General features: G+C 56.4%; 12 protein-coding genes, 1 tRNA gene and 1 pseudogene. 3 read left to right on the forward strand and 11 right to left on the reverse strand.

Translation table 11 applies throughout. The annotated features are described in order from the left end of the window. Positions 1–68 precede the first annotated feature (68 nt). Together ACN0XZ_RS09575 and ACN0XZ_RS09580 are read right to left on the reverse strand one after the other, a co-directional pair. Positions 69–518: a J domain-containing protein gene (locus ACN0XZ_RS09575; protein WP_417457584.1), complete on the reverse strand. Its 450-nt coding sequence runs from the start codon at positions 516–518 to the stop codon at positions 69–71. A gap of 1 nt (position 519) precedes the next feature. Then, the gene (locus tag ACN0XZ_RS09580) at positions 520–1,386 is read right to left on the reverse strand and encodes a division plane positioning ATPase MipZ (protein WP_417457512.1); all 867 of its coding nucleotides are present in this window, start codon (positions 1,384–1,386) and stop codon (positions 520–522) included. A 204-nt stretch (positions 1,387–1,590) separates the two neighbouring features. Here ACN0XZ_RS09580 and ACN0XZ_RS09585 point away from each other — a divergent pair, with 204 nt between their 5' ends. Both ACN0XZ_RS09585 and panC read left to right on the forward strand, forming a co-directional pair. Continuing rightward, entirely contained in the window at positions 1,591–2,466 is an 876-nt protein-coding gene (locus tag ACN0XZ_RS09585) for a glucosaminidase domain-containing protein (RefSeq protein ID WP_417457513.1), read from the forward strand. Between the two features lie 2 nt (positions 2,467–2,468). After that, complete coding sequence (panC, locus tag ACN0XZ_RS09590) at positions 2,469–3,326, forward strand: pantoate--beta-alanine ligase (protein ID WP_417457514.1); 858 nt, start codon at positions 2,469–2,471, stop codon at positions 3,324–3,326. A 5-nt stretch (positions 3,327–3,331) separates the two neighbouring features. Here the strand turns inward: panC and ACN0XZ_RS09595 are convergent, their stop codons facing one another. The 4 genes from ACN0XZ_RS09595 to ACN0XZ_RS09610 all read right to left on the reverse strand — a co-directional run bounded on the left by ACN0XZ_RS09595 (position 3,332) and on the right by ACN0XZ_RS09610 (position 6,250). Continuing rightward, positions 3,332–4,135 (reverse strand): response regulator, encoded by an 804-nt coding sequence (locus ACN0XZ_RS09595; protein WP_417457515.1) that lies wholly within the window; start codon positions 4,133–4,135, stop codon positions 3,332–3,334. Positions 4,136–4,147: 12 nt separating this feature from the next. Beyond that, complete coding sequence (gene mgtE / locus ACN0XZ_RS09600; RefSeq protein WP_417457516.1) at positions 4,148–5,593, reverse strand: magnesium transporter; 1,446 nt, start codon at positions 5,591–5,593, stop codon at positions 4,148–4,150. 221 nt (positions 5,594–5,814) lie between these two features. Beyond that, positions 5,815–5,901: transfer RNA gene (locus ACN0XZ_RS09605), tRNA-Leu, on the reverse strand. A gap of 106 nt (positions 5,902–6,007) precedes the next feature. Beyond that, positions 6,008–6,250 carry a FliM/FliN family flagellar motor switch protein gene (locus tag ACN0XZ_RS09610; RefSeq protein WP_417457517.1) on the reverse strand — a complete coding sequence of 81 codons (243 nt, stop codon included), beginning with the start codon at positions 6,248–6,250 and terminating at the stop codon, positions 6,008–6,010. A gap of 216 nt (positions 6,251–6,466) precedes the next feature. Here ACN0XZ_RS09610 and lipB point away from each other — a divergent pair. Then, a pseudogene (lipB, locus tag ACN0XZ_RS09615) lies at positions 6,467–7,099 on the forward strand (lipoyl(octanoyl) transferase LipB); the annotation flags it as partial. A gap of 147 nt (positions 7,100–7,246) precedes the next feature. Here lipB and ACN0XZ_RS09620 read toward each other — a convergent pair. The 5 genes from ACN0XZ_RS09620 to ACN0XZ_RS09640 form a co-directional block, all read right to left on the reverse strand. Further along, positions 7,247–7,543, reverse strand: coding sequence for an acylphosphatase (locus ACN0XZ_RS09620; protein WP_417457518.1), 297 nt, complete (start codon positions 7,541–7,543; stop codon positions 7,247–7,249). Positions 7,544–7,639: 96 nt separating this feature from the next. Further along, the gene (locus tag ACN0XZ_RS09625; protein WP_417457519.1) at positions 7,640–8,254 is read right to left on the reverse strand and encodes a DUF2306 domain-containing protein; all 615 of its coding nucleotides are present in this window, start codon (positions 8,252–8,254) and stop codon (positions 7,640–7,642) included. Positions 8,255–8,398: 144 nt separating this feature from the next. Next, a complete protein-coding gene (argE, locus tag ACN0XZ_RS09630; protein ID WP_417457520.1) occupies positions 8,399–9,574 on the reverse strand; it encodes an acetylornithine deacetylase in 1,176 nt (391 codons plus the stop codon). After that, positions 9,571–11,556: an acetyl-CoA carboxylase biotin carboxylase subunit gene (locus ACN0XZ_RS09635; RefSeq protein ID WP_417457521.1), complete on the reverse strand. Its 1,986-nt coding sequence runs from the start codon at positions 11,554–11,556 to the stop codon at positions 9,571–9,573. The genes argE and ACN0XZ_RS09635 overlap by 4 nt, the downstream gene beginning before the upstream one ends. 17 nt (positions 11,557–11,573) lie before the next feature. After that, a complete protein-coding gene (locus tag ACN0XZ_RS09640) occupies positions 11,574–11,801 on the reverse strand; it encodes a hypothetical protein (protein WP_417457522.1) in 228 nt (75 codons plus the stop codon). Positions 11,802–11,811: the final 10 nt, after the last annotated feature.

Genomic DNA, 11,811 nt, shown 5'->3' on the forward strand with positions numbered 1-11,811 from the left:
AAGCTTAGAGTGTCAGGCCATGCGCGGGTCGTCAATGCGTGATTGGCGGAAATCAATGCCTAAAACACCTATTTGCCCAGAAGGGTCTTGCGGGCTTCATTCAGCTTGCTGGCCATCCAGTCATTACCGCCCTTGTCCGGGTGGTATTTCGCCATCATGGCCCGATAGGCCGCGTTCACCTCATCATCGGTCGCACCGTCCTCAAGCCCCAGCACATCAAGCGCTTCTGATCGGCTCATGCTGGGTTGGCGTGCAGAGGATGCACCAGTGCTGCCACTACCGCTGCCACGCCCCATACGCGGGGCACCAAACATGCGCCAGGCCGCGAAGCCTGCGGGCACGATAGCCGCAAAACCCTTGCCGGTTGCGAATAGGAGCAGGCCAAAAACACCGCACAGCGCCACGATTGACCAGAAAAGCAGGCTTTTGGCCGACTTGACATCTGCCCGCGCCCACCAGTTCAGCAGCATGAGCAGAATGCCCGCCATGATCACCCCAAGGATCAGCCACCCCAACATATCAGGCAACCTTCTCTGCTTGCCGGAACGGCAGGTTGAGGGCATCCATCATCTTACGCACTTCCTGCCGTGCCGCCACATGGCTGAGGGACATGCCTTTGCCGTCAATTCCCCCTGCTTCCTTGAGGTCCATGAGCGTGAGGCCACGCAGGAACAGTTCGCGGTAAATCACCCGCTCGCCAAGGCCAGAAATATGGCGGATGCCAATACGCTTGGTAAGCTCATTAAGCACGCGCTCAACCCGTTCCTTATTTTTGGCGTGCAAAGCACCGACCCGGTTTCTGAGCACTACCCAGTCGATCGAGCCACCATCAGCCATGGCGCGGCGCTGGCGCGCTTTCCAGACCATCTCGGCATAAAGGCTTGGGCCTTCCACCTTGTGGCTTGAGGGATTGACCCGCGCGAGCAGGTCAAGGTCCACAAAACTATCGTTCACAGGTGTTACGAGCGTATCCGCCGCCGTATGGGCGAGGCGGGAGAGGAATGTGTCACTACCGGGGCAGTCCACCACCACAACATCCACCTTGTCCATAAGCTGCAGATAGGCTTCTTCAAAGCGCTGTTTCTCATCTGCTTCGGCTTCATCTGAGGTCCGGAGTGTAGATTTGGGGACTACAAGCTCTATCGGCATCGGCAGATCGAGCTTTTTGTTCAATGAATGGGCCCGCCGGTTCTCGATATACCGAGTCAGGCTTTTCTGCCTGGCATCGAGATCAATGGTCCCCACAGTGCGACCTTCCCGCAACAGCGACACAACAATATGCATTGCCGTGGTCGACTTGCCAGAGCCGCCTTTTTCGTTCCCAAGCACAATAAGATAAGGCCGCCCAACCGGCACTTTATCAGGATTTGCCACACTATCCGGCACAGAGTATCCTCCAAAACACATTACCTAGTAGCAAGACTTGCCACCCCAACGTCATAGCATTAGACGATCTTGCCGTTTGCAACTAGATTTATTAGCTAGGTATATAGAATATAAACAACGGGAGAAATGCTCGTCGTGCGCTTGCGTGTACGAAAAACCTTGGTGATGCTGGCTTTGATGTTTGTGCTCTTTGCGGGGCCAATCATGTTAGCTCGTCATTTGCTTGAGCTCTCCCGCCCGCATGCCCTTGTGGGGGATGAGGCGAACTATCTGGCGCACCAGTTGCCGCCCCGTAAAAAAGCCCCCATGACGCCACGCCTCGCCCGGCTTCTGCAAAAGGAAATGCACGCAGTTGAAGCTGTGCCCCGCATCTTCCTGACCCGGCTGCCGGACAATTTGCCTGAGGTGATGAACGCACGCGAGAAGAAGCGCTTGTTCACCTCAGCCATGTTGCCCATCATCCTGCGCGCCAATGAGTTGATTGTTGCGGACCGCGGTGTGCTCCTCAAGCTCAAGGAAAAGATGCTGAACGGTGTGCCGCTCAGGGCCAGTGAGCGCAAATGGCTGCAAGGCAAAGCAAGACAATACCGGGTGCGGCGCCACCGCAATTTCTCGCTGCAGGATATGGACCTCCTGATCTTCCGGGTTGATATCATCCCGCCGTCGCTCGCGCTTGCGCAGGCCGCGATGGAATCAGGCTGGGGCACGAGCCGCTTCGCGCAGGCTGGTAACGCCCTTTTTGGTGAGTGGGTCTGGGGCGACGCTGAAGGCCTGACACCGCTTGAGCGTGACGAGGGAAAAACCCATAAAATCAAAAGCTTCGAATATCTTCTTGATAGCGTTCTCAGCTATATGACCAACCTCAATCGTCACCCCAGCTATCGGGAATTACGGCTTCGGCGTGCAGAGCTTAGGGAGCATAATCTCGTGGTCACGGGGGCTGCACTCGCGCCAGCGCTTGTCGACTATTCCGAGCGTGGCGCCGATTATGTGAGCGACATCCTGTCCATCATAAATTACAACGACCTTGACGGGCTCGATAGCGCCCAACTGGCAGCACACTCAAACTACGGGGGATAACCATGAGCGGCACAGTGCCGGTGGTTCGCAGCGTTGATGCCCTGCGCGAACAGGTTTTTGCATGGAAAGCAGAAGGCTTGCGGGTTGGGCTTGTGCCCACGATGGGAGCTCTTCACCATGGGCACCTGTCCCTTGTTGATGCGATCGCCACGAAGGTAGACCGTGTGGTGGTCTCCATCTTCGTGAACCCGACCCAGTTTGGCGAAGGAGAAGATTTCGACACCTACCCCCGGACGGAGGAAGAAGACCGCAAGAAACTCGCAACAACACCAGCAAGCCTTGTGTATGCGCCAAACGCTTCCGAGATGTACCCAACCGGCTTTGCCACCAAGGTAAGCGTTGGCGGCATTTCCGACCGGTTTGAAGGCGCTCTCAGGCCCGGTCATTTCGACGGTGTTGCCACAGTAGTTAGCAAGCTTCTACTGCAATGCCTGCCAGACGTAGCGATTTTTGGCGAGAAGGATTTCCAGCAGCTCGCAGTGATCCGCCGGTTTGTGGCTGACCTCAATATCCCGGTGGAGATTATGGGCGGCACGCTGATCCGCGAGGAAGATGGCCTGGCCGCTTCGTCCCGCAATGCTTATCTGAATGCTGAGGAGCGTCAGGTCGCGGGCCTGTTCAATGTGATACTGAAAGGCCTGATCGCGGCAGTCAGCTCAGGCACTGCGCTCAGGCAGGCGGAAGAAGATGCATCCAACCGGCTTCTCGCAGCCGGGTTTAAAGCCGTTGACTATGTTTCGGTGGTGGACCCGGACAGCCTTGACGTTCTGGAGCGGCTGGATCGCCCCGCCCGGGTGATCGCGGTTGCACGTATCGGCAGCGTCAGGCTTTTGGATAATATGGCCATTGATATTGACTAGATGGCCTACTGAAGGCCTTCAACAAACCATTCATAGTCCTTGATGGGTTGAAGCGGCTCCACACCCGCCAGCACAAACCGGGTATCGCAGGACCAATCCTCAAAGCGTTTGAGGAGCGGCCAGAAATCACGCGCCCAGCCGGGCCGAACAAGCTGCGTGACCGCAATAAAATAGTCCGGGAAGCGCACAAAGTCGCCAAATCCCTCAGCGGCGTCGATGATAAGCTTGGAGATACGCCCCATCACACAGACCCGCTCAACAAGCCGGACACCATAGTCTGTTGGCACACCGGCCATCTCGTGCGTAACGGTTGCCGCCACACGGTCAACCAGGGCCTGGTTGAATACCAGATGGTTTTCCACCTCACTAAAATTATCGCCCTTTAGCGCGTTGGCTGCAATCAGCGCACGACGGCGCAGGTCGCTCGGCAGTTCCTGAAAGCCACTCGCCATCCAGAAAGCGATGCGCTTCCGAAGCTTCTCAACCGAGCCGCCCTTGATGACAAAGTCGTCACCGCCCGCGCGCAACCCGCCCCGGATGATTTCAATGTCGTCATACCCCGTGAGGAAGATGGTCGGCATGTTTTTGAGGCCTTGCCGCTCTAGCCCGTCAATAAAATCAAAGCCGCCCTCGCCGGGCATCTGAACATCACTGATCACAAGGGAGGGACGATACTTCCGTGTCAGCGAAAGCCCCTCTTCCGCCGTTTCTGCGATCAATGTTTCAAAGCCAAATTGGCGGACGGCTGCCGCTTGCATCTGCAAGACCACCGGCTCGTCATCCACCAAGAGTATCAGGCCGTTATCCATAAATTTCACCAGTTACAGCAATACTATGGCCGCGATCCCTAGGAAGGCAAAAAATCCAACAACATCAGTAATAGTCGTTACAAAAACACTGGAAGCAATGGCCGGGTCAACCCCCGCTTTATTGAGGGTCATGGGAACAAGCACACCACTAAGGCCAGCAACAAACATGTTAAACACCATGGCGAAGGCAAAAATACCGCCCAGCATCAGATCACCGAACCACGCCCACGCCAGCGCACCGGACACAATAGCCAGCAGAATGCCGTTCACGAGGGCCGCCATCATCTCTCGGTTAACAACGCGTAGCGCATTAGTGCGGCTCAATTCTTTGGTCGCGATCGCGCGCACCGCCACTGTCATGGTTTGTGTGCCCGCATTACCACCCATTGATGCCACAATCGGCATCAAAATAGCGAGCGCCACCATCTGCTCAATCGTTGCATCAAAGAGCCCAATAACAACAGAGGCCAGCACGGCGGTGCCAAGGTTTACGAACAACCAGAAGAACCGGCTTTTGGTTACTTCCATGAAGTTTTCGTTCACGCCTGATTCTTCACCCACACCGGCGAGTGCGAGAATATCCTCTTGTGCCTCGTCGCCGATAACTTCAACGATATCGTCAACGGTAACCACACCCACGAGGCGCTGGCTGTCGTCCACTACCGCCGCCGAAATCAGGTGGTATTTGGAGAACTGGTAGGCCACCTCTTCCTGGTCGGCCGTGACCTTCACCACATGGGGGTCGGAATCCATAATCGAGCCAATAGTGACATGGCGCTGGCTGCGCATGACCCGTGACAAGGGCACGGTGCCCACAGCATGGTGGCTCGGGTCCACCACAAAAATGTCGTAGAAGTCCGCCGGGATATCTTCGTCCTCCGAGCGGAGGAAATCGATGGTCTGGCCCACGGTCCAGAACTCCGGCAGGGACACAAAGTCCCGGCTCATCAATCGCCCAGCCGATTCTTCAGGGAAGCTCAGGCTTTCCTCAATCGCCACCCGGTCGTCAGCCGCAAGGGCGCGAAGAACCTCTTCCCGGTCTTCTTCGTCCAGCTCCTCAAGAACGTAAACCGCGTCATCTGCCTCAAGCTCGGTCACCGCATCGGCGATCAGCTCATTGGGCATATGCTCATAAAGATCGTCCTGCGCGGCACCCTCAACCTCGATCAGGACGTCGGGGTCAAGCCGCTCACCGAGAAGGCCGATAAAACCCACACGTTGGGCGGAGGGCAGTACCTGCAAGAGGTCAGCAACGTCAGCCGCGTGCAAATCCGCCACAAGGTCATAGGCGCGCTCGGCATCTTCCTCGCGCACAGCGGTATGCACTTGCTGGATAAATTCGCGGTCGTGGTGGACCTCGGTCTCTTCTTCCTCGACCTCAGGGCGTTCAATAACATCCTGAGATTCGGGTGCGAGATCGTCTTCGGTCTGACGCGGGTCTTGCCCGGTTTCTGTCATCTCGCATCCCCTTTATTGGCCCATCACAGCGTTGGCATTTGCATCGCAACATACAAATAGCCTGCTTTCATTTGATAAAAGAAAGCACTGTCTGTTTCCAGTATCCTGATCAAAAAATCAATTTTTTAGACGAACTTGCATGAAAAGCGGGGGAAAACCGGTAAAGCTTTCCAAGATCAGCCAAAGAAAAAACCCGCAGGGATTTTCCCTACGGGTTTTTATGGTGCGGCCGAGAAGACTCGAACTTCCACGGGTGTTACCCCACAGCGACCTCAACGCTGCGCGTCTACCAATTCCGCCACGGCCGCGAGGTCGGGCGCTTTACTATCAAGGAAGATCACCCCCCGCAAGCGGAAAATGACATGTTTTTGAAACTATCTGAAAAAGACAGGAAATCCGGGCGGCTGGCCAAGCTTAAACTTGCAACTGGCTCATCATGCGGGTGATGGAAACACCAATTTTCTCGCCAACGATCATGATCTCGCCCCGGGCGATAAGTTCATTGTTGGCATAGACCCAACATTCGTCTTCGTGCTTGGCGTCCAGGTCAATCACCGCACCACGGCCCATCTTGAGAAGCTGGCGCACAGGCATATGCGTGCGGCCAAGAACCACGGTGATCTCAACAGTTACACGGTTAACAGCCTGAAAATTCATGGTGTCCTCATATGGGCCAATGGCCTGTGCCTAAGCATCTACGCCCCAGCCAACTATTTGACGTAAGGGCACTTTGGCACTTCATCCTTATTATTTCCTTAACCAAAAGGCGCGGTCACATCAAGGCGTTCAGCTTAGAAAGGCTTGGACTGAGGCCCGCAAAGGGGTATGTAAGCGCGAAGTCTCGAATTGGTGAGGTAAGTTATGAGCGACCAAATGCCCCTTGAGTGGCGAATCAGCGACACCCTGATCGAATATCCTGACGCCATTGAAGAAATGGAAAACCGCGTGCGCGCCATTCGCGCTGGCGAAGCGGCAGAGATGGTTTGGTTGCTTGAACACCCTCCCCTTTATACTGCGGGCACCAGCGCCGACGAAAAAGACCTGGTGGACCCGGACCGCTTTCCGGTCTATGACGCGGGCCGTGGCGGCCAATATACCTATCACGGGCCCGGCCAGCGTGTGGTCTACTTCCTTCTGGACCTCAAAAAGCGCGGCAAGGACGTGCGCCAGTTTGTCTACAGCCTTGAAGAAGTGATCGTACGCGCGATGGCTTCATTTGGCGTCACGGCAGAGCGCCGCAAGGGCCGCGTTGGTGTGTGGGTTGAACGTGGTGGTGGCCGTGAGGACAAGGTTGCCGCCATTGGCGTGCGGGTGCGCCAGTGGGTTACCTATCACGGCATCGCCATCAACCTCGCGCCTGATCTCACGCATTTTGACGGTATCGTACCTTGCGGTATATCCGAGCATGGTGTCACCAGCCTAGAAGACCTTGGGCTACCGGTCACGATGGATGACCTTGATATTGCCATCCGTGAAGCGTTCGAAGAGATTTTTGGCATCGCACCGCGCCCCATGCATCTCGAGGTAAAAGAAGCGCCTGAAGGCTCAAGCGCCAAAATGCCGTACGAAGCGTTGCCGACCGAGAGCGGTATGCAGGATACATCAAACCCGATTGAAGAAAGCCACCCGGTTTTCCAGATCTAGCCGCGGCCTCTAAACTGTAGGTTTTACTTCAAAGCGGCGAGGGGTTATGCCTTTCGCCGCTTCTGATTCGACCTTGATGACCTGCGCCGCGATCGGCCCCGCGAGGCATAAGCCAAGCATGGTGTCCACAGCTTCACTCTCGCCCGCGAACAAAGCCTCAACCGTGCCGTCAGACCGATTACGCACCCAGCCATGAAGGCCAAGCCGCACGGCTTCCTTCTCGGTCCAGCCACGATACCAGACACCCTGCACCCGCCCATGGATACGGGCCCGCACAGCTATTCTCTCGGCCTTATCCTCGTTCATAGATGATACTCCAAAGCGCCACTCGCCCCCGCAAGCTTACGAAAGGCTTAGGCTATCTGTTTTGCAAGGATATGACAAAGGCTAGAGCAGCCCACTTTAAGCCGCTTGGGCTACCACGGGTGTGCGCACGTTGCGGAGGAAAATTTCCGCAAATATCAGGTTGGGCACCCAGCATGCCCACGCCACAAGCGGGTAAACCACCGAAAAGTCGAAGCCCGCGATCAACCCCACAGGGATATAGATGCGCAGGGCCACAGCCGCGTAGGTTAGCGCATAACTGCGCACCATCCATACACGGTGGGCTGTGAAATCGCGCGCCCTTGCTTTCGTGAATGCGAAGGATGTGGTCACGAGCCAGAGAATGCCAAGGGACGCGAACCCCATAAGCGCCACCGGCCCCATGGCCGTGCGTAGGGCAAGCACAATTCCGCACAGCCCGGCAAGCAGGCAGGCGACCACGTAGGTGCGTCCCATCGTGCGGTGTAGTTCCGGCGCTCGTGTTCTGACCTGGGTTAAGAACTGAAAAGGCCCAATGGCAAGCGCCAGCGCACCAAGGCCAATATGGCCATACACAGCCCATGGCCTTGCATCCAGATGATGTGCCATCACGTCGTTTTCACGCAGGAAGGACGGATCATAAAGGATATAAAAGGCGTATAGCGCAATCGCGACAGCAAAAAAGGCCATCAGGCTCCATAAAAAGCGCGTCATATCCCGGTTCCTTTGCGGCGCTTCACCATGCGCATGTCCTTTAGATACCCATATTTTTACGCGGGTATGACGCTTATGGGCAAGCCGTCTCAGCGCAAGGGCAGCACGGTCTGTCTAAAAGGGAAGAACTTTTGTTCTAAATCCTCACGCGCTGAGCGCACGGGCGAGGCGTTCCATAAACTTGCCGCACGCCGCCAGCTCTGCCATCGTGATAAACTCGTCCGGCTTATGGGCCTGCGCGATATCCCCCGGCCCGCAGACAACAGCGGGAAAATCAATGCTCTGGAAATGCCCACCTTCCGTGCCGAATGCCACAACAGTGGTCTCATTTTTACCAGCCAGCAGCATGGCAAGCGTCTCCGCGTCAGAGCCAGGGTCAGCCTTCAAGGGCGGCAGATAGGCCCAGACCTCGTTGACAACACCACATTCCGCACCGCCAGCCGCTTTCATGCGCGGCGTAACAACATCATCAATAAAGCGTTGATATTCATTCAGAATTTCTTGCGCGTCCGTGCCAGGAACGGGTCGAAACTCCCAATCAAACTCGCATGCTTTGGGGATAATATTGAACATACTACCACCACGGATCGGCCCCACATTGAAAGATGTGTAGGGTGGATCGAACGCTTCATCCTGCACGCCCTTTTCCCGCTCTCGAGCAGCAAAACTGCTGATCAGCGTGATCAGATCTGCCGCCGCCATCACGGCGTTCACGCCGTCCTCGGGCCGGCTGGAATGGGCCTCTCGCCCCGTGATACGGGTACGGCACACATGCTGGCCCTTGTGGGCAGCCGCCACCTGCATTGAGGTAGGCTCCCCCACCACCACGAGCCTTGGTGCCGCGCAGTGCTCAGCCAGATACGGCAGCATGTGCTGGATGCCAAGACAGCCGACCTCCTCGTCATAGGTGAAGGCAAAATGGATAGGCCGCGTGAGCTTGGCTTCAAGGAACAGCGGTACATAAGCGAGGCATACGGCAATGAAGCCTTTCATGTCTGCCGTGCCACGCCCAACAAGGCGGCCCTCCTCCTCGGTTAGGGTGAAGGGGTCGCTTGACCAGTCCTGATCATCCACCGGCACCACATCCGTGTGACCAGACAGCACAACGCCGCCTTCTACATTGGGGCCGATGGTGGCAAAAAGATTGGCTTTTGAGCCATCGTCGTTCGCGACAAGATGCGAGGCGATACCGTGTGATGCAAGGTAGGTCTCTATATGGCGTATAAGCGCCATATTTGAATTGCGGCTGGTGGTATCATACCCCACCAGCGCGCGAAGGAGCGGTTCAACCGCTTGGCCGCATTCGTCCGCTAAGCTCATTCGAACTCAAGGATGATGGCATCAACAGCCAGGCTATCACCCGCTGCGGCCTCAACAGATTTCACCACCCCGTCTTTCTCGGCCCGGAGAATGTTTTCCATCTTCATGGCTTCCACAACCGCAAGCGCCTGCCCTGCTTTCACCTCATCCCCCGCTTCAACAGCGATGGAGACAACAAGCCCCGGCATTGGACACAGGAGCAGTTTGGACGTATCCGGGGCTTCTTTCTCTGGCATCAGGGCATGCAGCTTGGCTGCACGTTCCGTCTGCACCCGGATATCCATCGTAACACCGTCGCAGGTGAGCATCAGCCCAAGCGGTCTGCGGTCAATCTCCATGGCGAAGTCTTTTTCGCCAATGCGGGCATGGAACACAGGCTGCCCCGGGTGCCAATCCGTCATCACGGGGATATGTTTTTTACCGATGACAATTTCAGCGTGGTCTTCAACAAGCATCACGCCCGTTACCACGTCTTCCCCGCCGATTGTGACCACCCACGGCCGCTCTTGTGGGCCGCGTGGCTCGGATATCTGGCCATCGATCTGTGTCGCGCGGGACACTTCCACCGCGTTGATGAAGCTTGCCGCCACAATCATCGCCTCACGCACCTCATCGCTCAGCGCTCCCCCTTCAAAGCCGTCGGGGTATTCTTCAGCAATAAAGCCCGTGGTCATGTCGCCTTTCTGAAAGCGCGGATGCGCCATCAGAGCCGCGAGGAACGGTATATTGTGTGCAATGCCACGGATATAATATTCATCCAACGCCCGGCGCTGCGCCGCGATGGCCTCATCCCGCGTTTTGCCTGTGGTCACGAGCTTGGCGATCATCGGATCATAGAACATGGAAATCTCGGCGCCTTCATAAACGCCGGTGTCCACCCGCACGTGTTCGCCTTCTTCCGGTGGCAAATACTTTGTGAGACGCCCGATAGACGGCAAGAAACCACGGAGCGGGTCTTCCGCATAAACGCGTGTTTCCATCGACCAGCCGGTGAGCGTCACATCGTCTTGCGTAATGCTGAGCTTCTCGCCCGCCGCCACACGCAGCATCTGCTCCACAAGGTCAATGCCGGTGATCTGCTCGGTAACAGGGTGTTCCACCTGCAGCCGGGTGTTCATCTCAAGGAAATAGAAGTTCTTGTGCTTGTCGACGATAAACTCAACCGTCCCGGCGGAGCAGTAATCCACCGCCTTGGAGAGTGCGACGGCCTGCTCACCCATCGCCTTACGGGTGGCTTCGTCAAGGAAGGGGCTTGGTGCCTCTTCCACCACTTTCTGGTGACGACGCTGGATAGAGCATTCCCGCTCACCCAGGTAAATCACGTTGCCGTGCTTGTCACCCAGCACCTGAATTTCAATATGGCGCGGTTCTTCAACAAATTTCTCAATAAAAACACGGTCGTCCGCAAAGCTTGAGCGCGCTTCATTCTGGGCGGATAGGAACCCTTCATGGGCTTCCTTGTCATTATAGGCAATGCGCATGCCCTTACCTCCACCGCCTGCAGACGCCTTGAGCATAACGGGATAGCCGATCTCGGCAGAGATTTTGACCGCCTCGTCCGCATCCTTGATAATGCCCATATAGCCCGGCACGGTGGACACACCCGCTTCAGCCGCCAGTTTTTTGGAGGTAATCTTGTCGCCCATGGCGTCGATAGCCTTGGGATCTGGCCCGATGAAAGCGAGACCCGCCTTCTGCACAGCTTCCACAAAGCTCGCCCGTTCTGAGAGGAACCCATACCCTGGGTGAATAGCCTCGGCGCCTGTGTCCTTGGCGGCTTTCAGAATTTTATCCGCAAGCAGATAGCTCTCCGCCGCCGCTGGTGGGCCGATATGCACAGCTTCATCCGCCATTTCCACATGCAGGGCGTCTGCGTCTGCATCAGAGTACACAGCCACGGTTTTGATGCCGAATTTGCGTGCGGTTTTGATGACCCGGCACGCGATCTCACCCCTGTTGGCAATCAGGATCTTCTTGAACATGAAGCGCTTCCCTTACCTTATGATTTCTTTTTGCGCGCGCGGGCGGCAAGCCACCAGGCTATGCCCACAACCGCTGCGCCGATTGCAAAATAAAATGTGCTGCCCGCGGAGCTGAAAAACGCAGCTCCCATGCCAAAACCAAACGCGGTACCGAGCAGGAACCCTGCAATGCCTACAGAGCGAACTTCAGCCTTTTTGGCTGTACCCGCCATGTTTTCCAGGTCTTTTGGTAGTGGTCTGGCCATCAAGCTTCCC

This window comes from Kordiimonas sp., assembly GCF_048264555.1.
Lineage (GTDB): Bacteria > Pseudomonadota > Alphaproteobacteria > Sphingomonadales > Kordiimonadaceae > Kordiimonas.